Source organism: Nitrosovibrio sp. Nv4, assembly GCF_900215485.1.
Classification (GTDB): Bacteria; Pseudomonadota; Gammaproteobacteria; order Burkholderiales; family Nitrosomonadaceae; genus Nitrosospira.
In genome coordinates, this window is sequence record NZ_OCMZ01000002.1 from 450,135 (window position 1) to 466,144 (window position 16,010).

13 protein-coding genes are annotated in these 16,010 nt (G+C 48.1%); 9 read left to right on the top strand and 4 right to left on the bottom strand.

Annotation, left to right across the window (positions count from 1 at the left end):
* Nucleotides 1-706 precede the first annotated feature (706 nt).
* Complete coding sequence (locus CRO05_RS10270) at nucleotides 707-2,779, top strand: VWD domain-containing protein (RefSeq protein ID WP_097067108.1); 2,073 nt, start codon at nucleotides 707-709, stop codon at nucleotides 2,777-2,779.
* Between the two features lie 208 nt (nucleotides 2,780-2,987).
* Here the strand turns inward: CRO05_RS10270 and CRO05_RS10275 are convergent, their stop codons facing one another.
* Nucleotides 2,988-3,923 carry a pyridoxal-phosphate dependent enzyme gene (locus tag CRO05_RS10275; protein WP_097067109.1) on the bottom strand — a complete coding sequence of 312 codons (936 nt, stop codon included), beginning with the start codon at nucleotides 3,921-3,923 and terminating at the stop codon, nucleotides 2,988-2,990.
* Nucleotides 3,924-4,040: 117 nt separating this feature from the next.
* A complete protein-coding gene (locus CRO05_RS10280) occupies nucleotides 4,041-4,439 on the bottom strand; it encodes a hypothetical protein (RefSeq protein ID WP_235001388.1) in 399 nt (132 codons plus the stop codon).
* A 564-nt stretch (nucleotides 4,440-5,003) separates the two neighbouring features.
* Between CRO05_RS10280 and CRO05_RS10285 the strand changes: the two genes are divergently transcribed.
* From CRO05_RS10285 to dapF, 3 genes are all read left to right on the top strand, one after another.
* A complete protein-coding gene (locus tag CRO05_RS10285) occupies nucleotides 5,004-6,110 on the top strand; it encodes a hypothetical protein (protein WP_097067111.1) in 1,107 nt (368 codons plus the stop codon).
* Entirely contained in the window at nucleotides 6,107-6,553 is a 447-nt protein-coding gene (locus CRO05_RS10290; protein ID WP_097067112.1) for a GNAT family N-acetyltransferase, read from the top strand. The genes CRO05_RS10285 and CRO05_RS10290 overlap by 4 nt, the downstream gene beginning before the upstream one ends.
* A 633-nt stretch (nucleotides 6,554-7,186) precedes the next feature.
* A complete protein-coding gene (gene dapF, locus CRO05_RS10295; RefSeq protein ID WP_097067113.1) occupies nucleotides 7,187-8,005 on the top strand; it encodes a diaminopimelate epimerase in 819 nt (272 codons plus the stop codon).
* Nucleotides 8,006-8,609: 604 nt separating this feature from the next.
* Here the strand turns inward: dapF and CRO05_RS10305 are convergent.
* A complete protein-coding gene (locus CRO05_RS10305) occupies nucleotides 8,610-11,759 on the bottom strand; it encodes an EAL domain-containing protein (RefSeq protein WP_097067115.1) in 3,150 nt (1,049 codons plus the stop codon).
* A 452-nt stretch (nucleotides 11,760-12,211) separates the two neighbouring features.
* Here CRO05_RS10305 and CRO05_RS15725 point away from each other — a divergent pair, with 452 nt between their 5' ends.
* Nucleotides 12,212-12,433 (top strand): type II toxin-antitoxin system RelE/ParE family toxin, encoded by a 222-nt coding sequence (locus CRO05_RS15725; protein ID WP_200814366.1) that lies wholly within the window; start codon nucleotides 12,212-12,214, stop codon nucleotides 12,431-12,433.
* 272 nt (nucleotides 12,434-12,705) lie between these two features.
* Here CRO05_RS15725 and CRO05_RS16130 read toward each other — a convergent pair whose 3' ends face one another.
* The gene (locus CRO05_RS16130; protein WP_097067116.1) at nucleotides 12,706-12,936 is read right to left on the bottom strand and encodes a helix-turn-helix transcriptional regulator; all 231 of its coding nucleotides are present in this window, start codon (nucleotides 12,934-12,936) and stop codon (nucleotides 12,706-12,708) included.
* A 575-nt stretch (nucleotides 12,937-13,511) separates the two neighbouring features.
* Between CRO05_RS16130 and CRO05_RS15330 the strand changes: the two genes are divergently transcribed.
* The 4 genes from CRO05_RS15330 to CRO05_RS10340 all read left to right on the top strand — a co-directional run bounded on the left by CRO05_RS15330 (nucleotide 13,512) and on the right by CRO05_RS10340 (nucleotide 15,571).
* Nucleotides 13,512-13,775 (top strand): hypothetical protein, encoded by a 264-nt coding sequence (locus CRO05_RS15330; RefSeq protein ID WP_143860914.1) that lies wholly within the window; start codon nucleotides 13,512-13,514, stop codon nucleotides 13,773-13,775.
* Between the two features lie 318 nt (nucleotides 13,776-14,093).
* A complete protein-coding gene (locus tag CRO05_RS16135) occupies nucleotides 14,094-14,378 on the top strand; it encodes a helix-turn-helix domain-containing protein (RefSeq protein WP_097067119.1) in 285 nt (94 codons plus the stop codon).
* 85 nt (nucleotides 14,379-14,463) lie between these two features.
* On the top strand, nucleotides 14,464-14,922 hold the full coding sequence (locus tag CRO05_RS10335; RefSeq protein ID WP_097067120.1) for a polymer-forming cytoskeletal protein: 459 nt from the start codon (nucleotides 14,464-14,466) through the stop codon (nucleotides 14,920-14,922).
* A 373-nt stretch (nucleotides 14,923-15,295) separates the two neighbouring features.
* Complete coding sequence (locus CRO05_RS10340) at nucleotides 15,296-15,571, top strand: hypothetical protein (RefSeq protein WP_097067121.1); 276 nt, start codon at nucleotides 15,296-15,298, stop codon at nucleotides 15,569-15,571.
* Nucleotides 15,572-16,010 lie beyond the last annotated feature (439 nt).

A 16,010-nucleotide genomic window follows, 5' to 3' on the forward strand; every position in this document is an offset into this window, starting at 1 on the left:
TTATTCCTGGTTCGCGAAGATCAAATGCAGGTCGGCAAGGATAAATGCAGGTTCATTTGCAGTTATCTCTGGTTTGCGAGGGTGGATAGATGCAGTTATTCTCGGTTGGAAAAGCCGTTAAATGCTGGTTGGACCATTTCTAAATGCGGGTTGCTACACCTATGACCTAATTAGCTAAATGGTGCAAAGAATCCCGGATCATAATAATTGGTCCGCCCCCAGTCGGCGTTCAATGGCGTTAGACTTGCAGAGAATATCTTATTGAAATCTCATAGCTACAATGACACCCCCCGAATTAATTCTGAAGATTTGTAGAGTTCGGCGACTCCTGTGCAGAGAACGTCAAACGAACGTTTGTTGATCTCCCTAATAACTTACTTTAAACGTCGGACTATCCTCCGGCCGAGTCTTACGGTGATCATAGATCCGCGTCGTGGCAATGTTCGCATGCCCCAGCCATTCCTGCACCTTGGCAATGTCTGCCTAATGATCCAGAGCATTGGTTGCCGCAGTCGCGCGTAGCGCATGCGCACCGATCTTGAAACCCAGCGCAGTCTTCCGCGGATCTGATGTTTCTTACAGCCGCATTCAAGATCAGCAAAGGTGGTTTGGCGAGGCATGGTGTAGATAAAAAAGCTAGCGGATGCTGCTATTATCCCAAATCTGGTGATTTGTTCAGCGCTTCCTTAGAGATCTTGGCGGTTATATGAGTGTCAAGCGGATTTGGTCAAGATCATTGTTATTTGCGATTGTCTTTTTCGCAATGCTATCGGACTGTAGCAAGGCGAAAGCATGGCTTGACTTCGAGATTGAAGACTATTTACCTGAGGAGCAACGCCAACTCTCACGGGAATTTTCCAAAGCAGCCCAAGATGCGACTCGCGATTGGAGAACTCAACAGTGCAGTAAAGAGGGAATAGATACGATTCCATCCAACCATTATGATGCTTTTGGTCACTGCTGGTATGGCTGTCAAGCCGAGCGTTCTATCTTCCCAGGAGCTGGCGCAGTAGGATGGTTTCGAGAATTAGCGCGAGAAACTGGATGGGGAGGCGAACATGATAGCTTTTGGCAAGATATCCACAATGAAAATGAGGGGATATATTACAGTTTATGGGAAGGAAGCTGCTCAACCATTTGCGATACTGCTTACCAAAATAATGTTCTCGATCTTACTGCCCCTGAGAGACAGTGGTGGGACTGCGGAACTAGGCAGGTACGAAATACACGTGAAGAAGGAGATCGTTGCGAAAAATGCAGCGCCAGCCATGGTGATCCGCATATAACAACCAGGGATGGGTTTCATTATGATTTTCAGGCAGCTGGAGAGTTTATTGCGCTGAAATCAATCACTGATGACCTGGTGATCCAAGTCCGACAGGAGCCATGGGAGAATTCGAAGACCGTTAGCTTGAATACGGCTGCGGCTGCAAACGTGCACGGAGATCGGGTGGCGGTGTATGGGGCACGTCCGGAGGGGGTACAGATAAAAGTCAATGGACGTGATTATTCCGCCGATGACAATTGGCGTAACCTGCCAAAAGGCGGGACCGTGCGAAACCATCGGGGAAGAGTCATCACTCGCTGGCTCGACGGCACTGAGATGTGGGTCGAATCGTTTCCGAAGCATTTAAATGTTTACGTTAAGCTTGCTCCTGAAAGGTCTGGGCAGGTGCGCGGATTACTTGGAAATTACAACGATAACCCCGACGATGAGTTGATTACGAGGGATGGAAAGCAGATAACGCTGTCAGGGAAAAAGGATGAGCTGTATTGGGTCCAGCTATACGAAACTTTCGGCGAGAGTTGGCGAATCAGCGAAGCGGAATCTCTGTTTGATTACGTTCAGGGTAAGAATTATGCTGCATTTCAGATTAGGTCGTTCCCAATAAAATCATTTACTGTCATTGACCTTTCAGATGATGACCGTAAAAAGGCGCAAGCAGTATGTACAAGCAGTGGAATTCGAACGCAACCGTTGCTTGATGATTGCATCCTAGATGTAGGGGTAACAAAAGATGCTGAATTTGCTCGTTCGGCCCTTGCTGTCTCAAACAGTCGGCATCGCGAGAATACAGGTCATTCGTTAGAAGCAGAAACAAAATCCTTCACTGTCGAGATCGACAAGCCGGGTAGTTACCCAATCGAGAATTTTGAGGCCCTGGCGGGCCAGAAAATGTTTTTTCGTGCCTTAGCTTCCGGCGGACTGAAGTGGAGCGAATGGAAACTCGAAGATTCGGAAGGAAAAATTATTTTTACACAATATTTTGATCCTGGAGCAATGCAACCTGGCGAACACGTCTTACCAAAAACAGGCAACTATCGATCCACTCTAACGACATCAGGTAGTGAAACCGGGACTCTTGAAGTTACTCGTAATCTGGTTCCCGACCCTCAAATTTTCGATATTAGCCTACCAGCAAGGATATCGCCTGATGTCCCAGCAAAAGGGGCGGGGCGTATCGAGTTGCCAGGGTCGAAGGATACATTCCGTTTTGCTGCTAATAGCGGAGACATGCTTGCACTATCGGTGCTAAAAAAGGATAACCGCTTATATCTCGCGAAGTGGCAATTGAGAGATCCAAAGGGAAAGCTGATATTTGATCGACTATTGCCTGACCCGCTGATCGGCGACGTAGAGGCTCGTCAGGAAAAAGCTTCAATAAAAGAAAACGGAGAGCACACCTTAACAATTACAGGGGGTAACAAAGGACTCCCTTCCCGATTTGACTACGGGCATGGGGAGTACGGCATTTTTTTAAGATTAGTCTCTCACTGAAATTCGGTCATCAGCGCAACAATCCTTCCTTAGGGAAGGCAACTTATTGAAAAGATCCATCTAGTGAGATTACGGCGTAAGCCAGCTTACTGGCGTGTCTATTAATTCAAGGATCCTTTTGTAGCCGTTTCCCTTCCCCATGAAAAAATGGCATGCTTACAAGGCGCCCTGCCCTTCGCCCTCCTTGGGAATGAGGCACACTGAATACTTAACATTTTGCTACGTCACATTCCAGACGTGCCAACTCAACTAAGTCATCAGCGGTAGAACCAACGCCGCCGCATACGATAACCAATACGGTTTTATACCCTGATAACGCTGCAACTTTTTCGTACACCGCAGCGAGCGCAACGCCGCAAGCAGGCTCAACGACAATTCCATGATCTTGCAGAAACTGCAAAGAAGCAGAAACGGCCAACTTGTCCGGCAACACAACGCTTTCGATACGATGATTTTTGGAGTACGCCAACGCTTGTTCACAAACAATGCGCGCTCCTAACGTCGTCGCAATACTCGATATGCATGCAAGCTCGATAAGAAACCCCGCGTTTAACGATTTCCCATAGGAGTCGGCACCTTCAGTTTCAACAGCGATGATGGGCACGTCGGCCCCTCCATGCCGCTTCAATCCTTCTATAACACCGCAAAGGAGGCCGCCACCGCCGACTGACAGAACGATTGCGTCAGGCTTTAGACCAGCACGGAATATTTCATCAATTAGACTGGCATGACCCCTCCAAACCAGAGGGTCATCGAAAGGATGTATATATGCATCGGTAGATTGCATGATTGACAGCGCAAATCGGTGTGCTTCGTCCAAAGACTTCCCATGGACTATAACTTCCGCACTCTCTAAACGCATCAAGTTCACCGCCCGCTTTGAAGCTGTCTCAGGTACCACGATGATTACAGGTACCGAAAGGCAACGTCCAGCAAACGCAACTGCTAGCCCGGCATTACCGCCCGATGATGCAATGAAACGTTTTGCTCCTCGTTTTAGATATTCTTCGCATGCGTAGCCGATCCCTCGGGTTTTGAAAGAGCCGGATGGTTGCGCGGACTCCATTTTCAACCAAATGGATTGACCCACTTTACGGCTGATCGAATGGGATTCAATTAGCGGTGTTTCAATATGTAGCGGCATTCCGAAGAGATCTCCATGTAATGCGAACAGCTAATCCACGGGCCAGTGCAGAGAATCAAGTCGTACTGTTTCACCCAGTCCAGCCAGATTCACCGCTGAGCTTCTGGGCAATCCAAATCAATGTGACGCCCTCGAAGCAATATAATCGCGTTTCGCGAGCTGCGACACCATTCTGTGGTGAAAAGCAGATTCGGCGGCTTTCTCTGCCGCCCGCTTGTATTTTTGCACCAGGGCGATGGCATGCGCTTGTGAATCCTGCCCGTGTCTTCCGTAGCGGTAGCTTTTGTCCTCGTAATACTGGAGCCGTTTCTCGTGTTTCGCCGCTATTTCCAGCAGTGTCCTGGCCCGGTTTTCATACCGCCTGGCGAGGCCGTCGTGGTCGACAAAAGGCCTGATATTTTGTGCGGACGCACTCGTGTCGTCCTTCTTTGCTTCGATTGCACCGGTCTCCGAGCAGCCCGCTAGTAGGCCCAGCGTGGATATAGCCGCTACAAACTTCCTTATTTCTTTTTGCATGATAGGTACACTCCAAGAAAATGGATGAAGTGAAAGCCGCTTCATCTAATGCAGTCCATGCTTCAGAATTGTACTCAGTATTATTATAAATGAAAGTCACGTGTTTTGATTGTAAGCATAATGTTTTGTTTATACATTACGGACCTTTAATCCTAACTGCAGTGCCCCCGGAATATGCCCAAAAAATGGTATCTCTGCTCACTTTTGCTGCTCGAGCTTTAACGAAGGCAGGGTGTGAGCGAGTAAGACCGATTTCTCACTAGAGCCAGGCCCTAATAAGAAATCTTTCGAACGAAGGGAGGACGTGTGAAGCAGCAGTTTTGTGGTTGAGCCAAACTATTCGGATCTGTTCGCTATCGTTCTAAATTAACTCCCACTGGAATTAAGTCTCATCTGAAGGCGTTGGCTCTGGGAAAAATGTACAAATAACCGAGTCTGAGTCTGTCAACGAATAACGGCCCCGTTCATTATTAATAATTAAACAGGAGGATCTTCTCAAACTCAGCTTTCAGCTGATTTCGTTTTTAATAAAAAGGATGTTATTTCCTATATCTATCTGTCGCTATGGAAAAACTCAATATTGCTTATACGTGTAATGTAAGAAAACCGGGAATGGACGATGAGCGCTATGGTGAATTTGAAAGCCCCGCTACCATCAATGCAGTAACGGCAGCGCTAGAACGTATCGGCGCGAATGTGGAATTGATTGATGTTGGTTCTGATATCTATTACCAACTCGAAAGGCGCAAGAACCATATCGATTTGGTCTTCAATAACGCAGAAGGTCTCGACGAAAAAGAATTGCGTGAGGCTATTGTTCCCTTCTTTTGTGAGCACCTGCAAATCCCTTATACCGGCAGCAGTCCCAAAACCTTCATTAACAAGATGGATAAAGCAACGGCAAAAAAGATCGTTGCATATGACGCTGTTCCGACTGCACGATTCCAACTCATGGCACCAGGGGATCGACTCGAAGATTTATCCTTTCCACTGATGGTTAAGCCTCGCAGTGAAGGGACGAGCATTGGCATCAGTCAAAAAAGTAAAGTTCATGATTTTCCGGAGCTCGACGAGGCCGTGAAAATGGTCCACACGAATTTCAATGAATCAGCGCTCGTCGAAGAATTCTTGCCAGGGCGCGAGTATACAATTGGCATTATAGGTAAATACGTCTTACCGATCCTGGAGATCGACTACACGAGAATTCCAGGGCAACCACACGTGCGTGATCCACACGTAAAAGATATTGAGAATCCTTTTGTCACACACATTGCCTGGACTGAAAAGGCGAAAAGCTTTGCGCAGCTTGCCATCGTGGCGCACGAGGCCCTTGAAGTGCGCGACTATAACCGCATGGATTTTCGCGAGCGAGATGACCAGCTTTATTTCCTTGAAGCTAACGTGATTCCCGGCCTTCATCCAACAGAAGCTGATCTCACAAACATGTGCCGTCATGCCCATATCCCACACGATGACATGATTGCGCTGATCGTCCATGCTGCCTTCCAGCGGCTCTCCAGGCTTTATCCGATCCGATTTACAGGAAAGACTGAAATACTTGAGGAGCTAGCAAATCTTGCTATCAACAAGGCAACAAAAGCAGGCACGATTATCTATCGTGATCGAATGTATACACTTTTAGGAGAACAAATAAGAGAGGACGAAGCATGATTGTCCCAATCACGAAAGAATTGCACCTTGGGCTTGCGAAGATTGCTTTACAGGATATTGGCGCAATGTATGAATCTGCAATTCATGACGAACTGGAAGAGGTCGCGAGCGGCAAGAGTTTCGGCATTTGCGCTATAGACAATGGAAATCCTCTTGGCTATGCAGTGGCTAAAAAGACCGTTGATACATATCACTTGCTTACGTTCGCGGTGGACAGGGATCATCGCGGCAAGGGGTATGGTTCTCTTATTTTAGACGGCATTTTCGCCGAGATTGAGCAACAGGGAGGAAAAATCCTAAATGTCGTTACTGATGCCGATGCGAATGAAGTTTTACGGTTTTATCTTAAAAATGGCTTTTCCTTGACCGGTATTGTTCAAGATGAATTTATCTCCGGCATTGCCCAGGCGCATCTCACAAGACGGTTAGGTTATAAACCATAGTTAATTACAAAAGCTTATATTCCTCGTAATAAAGTTCCACTAGGTGGATCGCTGTGGTCAGTGACGGTTTGCAATGACAAGACCACGATCTCCAGATCACAATAATCTGCGCAAAGGCACGTGTATCACTTGTATGTGTATCACTTGCCCATTCGGCATGAAATCTTGAACTCCATGGCAGTTCGGTTGCGCAAGGTAAGGTGCCCAACTCGGGGATCCGCTTTTTCGATTTCCGTACTTCGACCCTCAAACACCATCTCCTCATCGGTACATGTGGTTTTCTCCGCTCATAAGCATTCTCCAACGGAATAACAAGCGGGGAGAACCACATTGTCATGGCACATATGACCTCATACCGGATTTAATCAGATTCCTCGACAGCTTTTAATTTACGCCAAGCCTGTGTGGGGTGAATTGGAACCACCGCAAGGAAAAGAGCGGCCTTTTAGGCAGCATCCTGCCTGTAATCGATTTTTTGCGGAAATTAACCGCTGAAAACATTGGAGCAGTGTCAACGGGCTCGCTCTTAGCAGCGTTGTTGTTTTACAGGCTTTGTAACAATTGGAGGTATGGGGGAATACCAACGTGCCTTCTTGCTGGAGAATTTTATGAACTCATGAGGCGCGGAGGACGATGAGAATCAAAGCGACAAAGATTGACGGGTGTGGCAATTCGTTCTTGATAGTGGATGAGATGAAAACCCCGCTGAATGGGTTTGATCGATCGCTGATTTCGAGCGCGCTGGCGACTCAGCATGGAACCGATGGCATTATCTACGTGGACCAGCTGCGTGGAGTTCCCACGATGAAGATTTTCGATAGCGATGGAACTGAAGAGACCATGTGCGGGAATGGTCTGCGGTGCGCAACCCGGTATTTACGGGACACGCACATTTCCAATGATTCATTTTGGATCCTTACCGGCGATGGCGAGAAGGAGGTGTGCGTAGTCGATGACCTGATCGAGGTGAATCTGGGTGAGGCACGAAACTATCGGCAAATCAACCATCAGCTTCATTTTGTTTTTACCGGTGTCCCCCATATAGTGGTTCTTTGCTCGGAACTTGATGTGGAGAGCGCAAGGATGCTCGGCAAATCCTTAAGAGAAGAAAAATCACTAAGTGAACTCGTCGGTCATCCGGAAGGCGTGAACGTTAATTTTATCTGGCCCAACCAGGAAGGCATCTCCGTGTACACGTACGAAGTGGGCGTTGAGGACATCACCAGAAGTTGCGGAACAGGAAGCGCGGCAAGCGCGTACGTGACGGCCAAGGTCTTCGGGATGGCGTTTCCGCTCGTCACCAGTTCGATCGGAGGAAGTCTGGAAATCAAAGAAAGCAATGGGTCCTTGTCAATTCGGGGTCCGACATGTTATCAAGGGAAGGCAATCGGATTTGTGAAGGATCTTTATCCAAAACCGCCGACGCCAATCTATTATCGAAATGTTGGGTGATCGAAAACCAAATTCAGTCAATTATTCTCTTCAGGTCAACTTGGCAGGCTGCATATAAGCGATTCTTTTGGTAATCGTTTATTGATGCTACGTTCGCATTCTCATCCCGATTAAACCATGGGAGACCTGGCAGGGATCGCTCGTTGTTTTCGAGGAACCCTATCGGCTGCTGCCGGACACAAGTAGTTGACTCACAACACTTGCGAGCCGTTTAATTCGGCGCACTACTACTATTTTTAGGTCGTCGTATGGAATTTTCAATTGTCACGTTTTTATTAATTGTCCTGGCAATGGCGCTCGCAGATATATGTTGGACACTATATTTCATTGATGTAGATGAAAGAAAGGCATATGGCGCGTCGTTTTGGTCAGCTATGATTGTTCTGGTGCACGCATTTACAGTCACTACTTATGTAGAGAACAAAATCTATATAACCGCTGCGTTTATAGGCGCCTATTTAGGTACGTTTGGAACAATTAGGTGGAAGCAGAGAAAGGAAAAGCAACAAAATTCTTAGACAGGGTAAAACCAAATCAACGAAATTAAAATCCGCCATAACGGATCCGCATAACGGCTTTCGGATAGGGTATATACGGCTCTTGTTCATACAGCCCGTCTGCCTCCTCCACGCACGAAATCCTCGAATCGGTCTAATGGCAGAGGCGGACTGAACAGATAGCCTTGGTAGGCGCTACATCCGTGCATAGCGAGAAAGTCCTTTTGTGCCAAGGTTTCCACCCCTTCGGCAATTACCGCTAATCCCATGCTTTTTGAAAGGAGCAGAATAGCGCGGACGATTGTTGCGTCGTTATGATCAATCAGCACGTCTCTTATAAATGACTGATCGATTTTTACCCAATCCAGGGGAAGGCGTTTCAGATAGTAGAGCGAGGAATAGCCGACTCCGAAGTCATCCAGGGAAAAACCCAAACCCTTGGCTTTCAGTGCCATCATTTTTGCAATGGTTTCATCCATATTGCTTACCAGGATGCTCTCGGTAAGCTCAAGCGTGAGCCTTTGTGGATTGGCGCCGGTCCGCTCGAGCGTCGAGATCATCTGCTCGACAAAATCGGGTTGGCAAAACTGGCGCGGACTGACATTTACGGAGAGATGGAGCTGGGCCGTCTCCGGTTGAAGCGACCACCTTGCCAGCTGATTGCATGCCGTTTCCAGAACCAAGGCGCCCAAAGGCAGAATCAGGCCGATTTCCTCAGCCTGAGGAATGAATTCGGATGGAGACAAGAGGCCTCGGCGCGGGTGCTGCCATCGTACCAGCGCTTCGGCGCCTATGATTCCATCATTACTCACCTGGGGCTGATAGTGGAGAACAAACTCGTTTCTCTCCCAGCTTTTGTGTAAATCCGATTCCAGAATAGCGCGAGCATTCATTTCTGCTTGCATATCCGGATCGAAAAAGCACATGGCATTGCGACCTGATGCTTTTGCCTGGTACATCGCGAGATCTGCCCGCTTCAGCAGTTCGTCGGCCGTGTGTGACTGAACGTTAAATAGCGCGATGCCGATACTTGGCGTGGTGTGATGTTTGTATACATCCAAGGTAAAAGGCTGATTGAACGCGCTGCGAATCCTCTCGCAAATGGTTCTTACCTGAGCAACGGCTTCGTCATGATCTTCGCTAAAGTTAGCCGCCAGGATTACCACAAACTCGTCGCCGCCCAGGCGGGCTACGGTGTCGCTGTCGCGTACGCTGGAGATCAGGCGAGGAGCGACCTGCTGCAGCAATCTGTCACCCAAGTCGTGGCCCAGCGTGTCATTGAGCAATTTAAAATTATCCAGGTCTATGAACAGCAATGCGCCGGTGTGCCGGTGCCGGGCGCCAGAAGCGAGGGCTTGCCGCAGGCGATCCAGCAGAAGTTGCCTGTTGGGTAATCCAGTCAAAGAATCATAGAATGCCAAGTACTGGATTTCGTTCTCAGCGCTCTTGCGCCGGGTAATATCTGTGTTGATCTCCAAAATCGACCATGGTCGCCCCTCGTCATCTCTAACCAAAGTCCAATGGGCTTCAATGATCAGCATGCTTTGGTCCTTGCGCCGCTGCCTTATTTCGCCCCGCCATTCGCCAGCATTGAGCAGCAACCTGGTTGCTTCATTAAAGGCTGTCATACTGTCATATAACATGCCAACCGGTCTGCCCATTACCTCTTCGGATATCCACCCATAAAGCCGCCAGGCTCCCTGGTTCCAGAACTGAATACAGTCATCGATTCCACGAACAATGATCGCATTCGTTGCCTTGTCGAGAAGAGAAGCCTGTTGGCGAATGCGCGCGTCGGCTTCTTTGCGAGTGGTAATATCGCGAAAATAAATAGTCAGGCCTTCTTCCGTCGGATATGCGTGTACCTCGAACCATTTGCCAAGGGGGACATAGAACTCTTCAAATGTCGCTGCGGCGTTTTCCATGAGCGCTTGATGGTATTCACGATCAAAGACTGTTCCTTTTGTCTCCTCAAATTCTTCCCAGATCACTTTGCCCAGAAGGTCACCGCGGTCGCGCCGTAGCAGGTTTTCCGCTTCCTTATTTATATAGGTGAAGCGCCATTCCCGATTCAAGGTGTAAAAAGCATCGGCAATACTTTCCAGGATCCTCTCTGTTCGAATCTTCGAGTTCAGAAGCTCCAGTGTTGTTGACTCCTGCTCCTCCATTGCCAACAGCAGTTTTTTATTTATCCGGCCTAGCGCCGCAACTCTCTCTTTGTTTCCAGAAAGTACAAAGGCAACCATGGCCGTCAAAATACTGACCAGAATTCCGCCTAACAGAACGAGAAACGCCTGGTAACTTTTTGTCGCTTTTTCAAATACGGGACGTGAAGACACTTCGATCGCCCATGTCTGTCCATACTCGGATAAGGATAGAGGTATGATTCGTTTAAATTTAGGATCGGGCAGCGGTCCAAGCCGATGTTTTGCGCTGTCGAAAAGAAGAGAACTTTCTTCCATTACCCCGCCATCAAATATTCTCAAATCCAGAACATCAAGCTCGGTGCGAAGGGTGGCTCGTACGAAGTCATCCATTCTGATCGGCGCATATACATAGCCTGCAAGCGATTTGTGCCTTTCTCCCAGTGTTTCCGGCAGGTTTTCAATCCCGTAATACGGGACGTACATAAGAACGCCCGCCTGGATATCTTCGCCGGTTTCCTGGACGAGCTCTACCTTGATCGAGAGCGCGGCTTCTCCCGTATCGCGCGCGCGGGACATGGCGGTGCGTCGGACAGCGTCCGAGAACATGTCGTATCCTAGCGCGCGCAGGTTGCTTCCCGAAAAGGGTTCAAGATAGACGATTGAGGTGTACTCTTGCCGCGAATTCTCCGGCCAGACTTTATAATCAGGGAATCCCTCCGCACGTATTTCCTCTACGTGGGCCGCGAGCTCTGAAGGTGAGATATATTTGGCGAAACCGACACCGTGAATACCCGGATATCTCTCATTTATCCGCAGGGCATTTACGTATGTGCGCCATCCATCCCGTGAAACGAAATTGGAGGCAAGCAGGTGTCCCCGCCCTGCTTTCAATACCTGTTCATATGCCGAAAAGTGGTGCTCGATCTTTTGGATAACCTCTGCTACCACCTTATCGAATCGGGTATTTTCGTTCCGCTCCTGTAAATTGTGGACGACAAACCAGCTCACCAGGGTAAGTGATATAAAAATCGTAAACGTTAGAGTGGCGACAGCCCGCCGAGATAGGGTGTGTTCGGCAGGGAGAGTATGTTTGTAGATTTCTGTCTCCATCTCCGAAACGCCGCGAATCTCTATCGTATCGCGGCCTGTCTACTTCAGCTATGCGAAACCTCTGAGATAGCGATCGCCTCTACTACAATATGCAACAACTTGCTCGCGTAACCAGCCGAGCCAGCGAGAAGCAGATTTAGGAGGCGGAACGTTGAACCATGCCAGTTTTCCGGTTTGCAATACCCTGATTACGTCAGTTGCGCCTCAAACTTGAGATGCTCTGGCTGACTTAGTTGATCTTGCTCGCAATCCTATCCCCGATCTATCCCGGGTAAAGGGAAAAAACTCCGTTGGATTAATTTGACGTGGATGCAAGCCACATGAGCATCAAGTGTAGGACCAGCGGATATTCGCCCTTATCGCCCATGTGAATAGCTGCACCGACAGCTTGGGCTACGAGGCCGATTTCAGGCCATTGTGCGCACTGGCATCCCGCGCTGGCCGGCCGATCCGTGGCGAAGACAAAGACACCTTGCTGCATCGAGTGGCGGCTGAGGGCCCGCGAGGATTTGCGCGCCATTGTGGCCTACATCGGCAAGGACAATCCGAACGGGGCGCGCAGCTTTGGCCAAGAGTTGCGCGACAGGAGAGCGCCGTTGCTGACGCGACCCTCCTATATGATGACAGCCAGGTTTCTGGAGACTCTCGCCGTCGAGTTCGACGAGGTTGCGTGAGATGTTCTATTAAACCGATGACAAAAACTTCGTGGGAAAGATTCAATCCAGAAAACTGAGCAAAGGCCAAGATCGATGAAACTCAGCTCAGCCCTGCCAAGCATTCCAACTTCCACTTGAGCAGATAGAGGGATCTTCAGAACCCTTCTCTCAGAAATGTGGTGTTTAAACCCCCATCCAGGCAACATCATCATGGTAATTGGGCAGTTTCAGAGAACGTTGAATCTATTTCTAGAGCGCCGCTTCCATTGACGCCTGTTATACGGTCTTCGTTAGATCACTGGTCGCAATATTACTTCTTCCTCACCCGTAATCAACCAGTCCAGGGAAAAAACAAGATTTGAACTTAGTTTAATCAGCTTGCTTATTCCCGTCGTGGAGATTTCCTTCTCCCATTGAGAAATCGCGGCTCTAGTAACATCACATAGCTCCCCCAACTGGCCCTGGTTAAGCTTATATCTGAGCTGTAACTGTATAAGACGCGTACCTATCCCTGAATACACATGCTGATATAAATATAAACGCTCGCTTTCTTATTGAAAGACTAGTTATACTTTACATTTATGTCAAGGCACCTTTAACACAGCAGTTCACGCCAGCAGGCGCATTGAACTGATCAGCTGGTCCCTGGCGGTCAGCAAGGCGCATTGCTACATCACGGTGGAAAAGGGAAGAAAAAAGATGGTGGCCCCGGGCACACGAATAGATGTGGCCGCCGAGCAGGTGTGCAACCCAAAATGAGGGATCGGCTGTATTTTCGCACGTGCGAAAATCACTCCAACCCTCTTATCGCCATCACCTAAAAAAGTCTGATTAAAAAAGGAGGATTCCTATGGAAGATGAGGCGAAACCCGGCAAGAATGTTGGCCTCTCAAATAGAGAAAATCCAGATGAAGATGTATTAGATCTGTGGAACGAAGAGCTTCAGCAGTCATATCAAATATTGAAGAATGTTTTGAACACCCTCCCGCCCGAGCGCCGAGCAGAGCTTGTTGAGTTGGTGCAAATTATTGCTGAAAATTGTGTATCTCGGAAATCGCAATCCTCTCTAGCATCGACAGCGGAGCAAATCATAGCCATGATATGCAGAGATGATAGCGCGCGCCCTGGAGTTACCAGGCGTGAACCGGAGCGCAGAACCAACGAGAGGCGGCAGGGCGAAAGACGGCAGCGAGCATATAATTCATATGGCCCCTGGACAGCAGAGCACATTCACATTCTGGAGGCCATGGTCAGCCAGAATGTACCCATCAGGCGAATCGCATTGAAGCTTGGCAGAACTTCCGGAGCTGTCGAGGCCAAGGCCAAAGAGATGAATATCCCTCTGCCATCAATCGAGTAGTCCTCCCATTGCGCTGACTATTGCGCCAACCCGCGTTAAGCGGGTTTTTATTGCGCAATCTTCCCCCTGTTAAAGGCGGGCGATAAGCCTGAACTGAAGTTATTCAGGAAAAAGATAACACGCCTGTCCAACGGAGGTATCGGTAGATCAGATTGGAAAAAAACATGGCCGGGTAACTCCAGGATACCCTTTGCCCCTTTCATGAAAGTTAAATAATACTTGACATACGAGTAAAGCGTTACTATCATAAATTTCATATCCAATTTTTGTAATTGAAAAAATAAAATATTGAATACCTCTAAACTGAATCAAACGAATATGGGATCAAGGCTCGTCCAGCTGCGTCGCAGACATAACCTCAATCAGACTCAATTGGGTGAGTTATGCGGGGTCACTAGAGCAGCGGTTTCCCAATGGGAGAAAGGGTTCTCCACGCCGGAAATAAGTAAGCTGATTAAACTACGTTCGAATCTTGTCTTTTCCCTGGACTGGTTAATTGCCGGAGAGGAAGAGGTTGCGCCATCACCAATCAAAGAGCGACGGGAAGCGGAAAGACGTCAGCTGAACCGACGTCTGAGCGATAGGCTCAACAATGCCCTCTAGAAAACTTCAATTGCGGCGCTTATGGTGACTCATGATTGAGTGCTGCAGTGCCATGCCTTTCTTTTACGAGAGGACTTAAAAAAACATGTTTGGAAAAAAGAAGACTAATGAATCGCCAAACCATATAGATTCACTTATCGGCACAGATACCGAAATTCGCGGCGATATCAACTTTCAGGGAGGATTGCGAATAGATGGCCGTGTAACTGGAAATATTACCGCCTCAGGCGACAGGTCCAGCACACTGATCATGAGTAAGGAGGCCTTTGTTCAAGGCCAAATCGAAGTTTCATACGCGATTATCAACGGTACTGTCGTTGGGCCTATCCACTCATACGAATATCTTGAACTGCAAGCCGAAGCCAAAGTCTCTGGAGCAGTTTCTTACAAAAACATGGCAACGCATATTGGGGCAACAGTCAATGGTGTGTGCCGCCATCTGGATAAAGCGCAACCCGGCAATAAGGTAGTTACGTTAATACCACCTACAGAAGTCGCCTCACCTTCGCGGCTGCACCTTACAGTCGACTTGGACGAACAATAAAAATAAAACAGGAAGCCTGTCTTGCCCGGCCATTCATCGTGTCAAACCAGTATGACTTTCGCTTCCAGTAATTCGTCTTTCCATTCTTTTAACTCAGGTTGTTTTGCATTTCAATCGAATAGTTAATGTTGCGGGTCTTCTGTTTAATGGTGAGCCGCTGGATGTGCAAAACAACATTAGCTTGTTCGTGATCGAAAAAATTTGGTGCTAGGTGGCGGTCAGTTCGCAGAGATTCTTGCCATGATGTTGCCATTATGTGAAATGAAGTATGGATGGCTATGATCAATGGAGATAATCTCAATGATCATCAAGTTGGGATAGAACCGCTTGCCCTATTCCCCTCTCTACTTGAGCTTTCAAGCGAAAAGCTACTATGTTCACCAAGCGTGTTGCGCATTCATCCATCATTTATGCCGGAGAGCGTCTTTATGGAGTTCGTTATAACGATACTGTAGCCAATGGTGACAATGTTGCTTTGCTCCTCGGTACAGAATTAGTGTTGGTAGAAATTGTGCAAGTCATGGGCGGTTCCCGTTTTCGTGGACGAATACATGGCTTTCAGCTGAGCTGTGCGCGAGCGTTTAACGGAATGAAAATCCACGATGAAGTAGCGTTTGAAGAAGCGCACGTTCTTACTTGCTTTCGATAATATCGAAAGCCCCGAGAGATTGGCGAAGTTATGAGATCGGCCGTTGGACAGCTTGGTGTGTTGCCCGCACTTTTCTCTTATCGTAGCCATTGATTTCTTTTTCTGTGCATAAATTCCTGGCCCATTAAAAGCTATCAGAGCCGCAATTACATAATTGACCTCTCAGGTATACATACAAGGGACGCACCAGAAGGCAGCCAGATTCCAGCGTTGGTTAATTATTTTTTACTGACGTAATTAGGGCGGTTAGCATGTAAGAAGCCCTTAACTGCGAGAAATATACTATAGCTACGAGATAAGACATCTCAATTAAGGAGGTACGCCATGAACAACAGGGTAATGTTTTGGAGTACGTTTGCTCTTGTGCTTATAGCAGGGCTTGGAGTTCTAGGAGTAAGCTGAAGTTATCTTGGGTTTGGGATGAGATAATGGTGACCCT

What these genes read in the sequence shown, in the direction of transcription:
- CRO05_RS10285 (WP_097067111.1), top strand. Translation starts at nt 5,004, where the DNA reads ATGGAAAAACTCAATATTGCTTATACGTGTAATGTAAGAAAACCGGGA.
- CRO05_RS10305 (WP_097067115.1), bottom strand. Translation starts at nt 11,759, where the DNA reads ATGGAGACAGAAATCTACAAACATACTCTCCCTGCCGAACACACCCTA.
- CRO05_RS10335 (WP_097067120.1), top strand. Translation starts at nt 14,464, where the DNA reads ATGTTTGGAAAAAAGAAGACTAATGAATCGCCAAACCATATAGATTCA.
- CRO05_RS10340 (WP_097067121.1), top strand. Translation starts at nt 15,296, where the DNA reads ATGTTCACCAAGCGTGTTGCGCATTCATCCATCATTTATGCCGGAGAG.
- CRO05_RS15330 (WP_143860914.1), top strand. Translation starts at nt 13,512, where the DNA reads ATGATATGCAGAGATGATAGCGCGCGCCCTGGAGTTACCAGGCGTGAA.
- dapF (WP_097067113.1), top strand. Translation starts at nt 7,187, where the DNA reads ATGAGAATCAAAGCGACAAAGATTGACGGGTGTGGCAATTCGTTCTTG.
- CRO05_RS10270 (WP_097067108.1), top strand. Translation starts at nt 707, where the DNA reads ATGAGTGTCAAGCGGATTTGGTCAAGATCATTGTTATTTGCGATTGTC.
- CRO05_RS10290 (WP_097067112.1), top strand. Translation starts at nt 6,107, where the DNA reads ATGATTGTCCCAATCACGAAAGAATTGCACCTTGGGCTTGCGAAGATT.
- CRO05_RS10275 (WP_097067109.1), bottom strand. Translation starts at nt 3,923, where the DNA reads ATGCCGCTACATATTGAAACACCGCTAATTGAATCCCATTCGATCAGC.
- CRO05_RS10280 (WP_235001388.1), bottom strand. Translation starts at nt 4,439, where the DNA reads ATGCAAAAAGAAATAAGGAAGTTTGTAGCGGCTATATCCACGCTGGGC.
- CRO05_RS16135 (WP_097067119.1), top strand. Translation starts at nt 14,094, where the DNA reads ATGGGATCAAGGCTCGTCCAGCTGCGTCGCAGACATAACCTCAATCAG.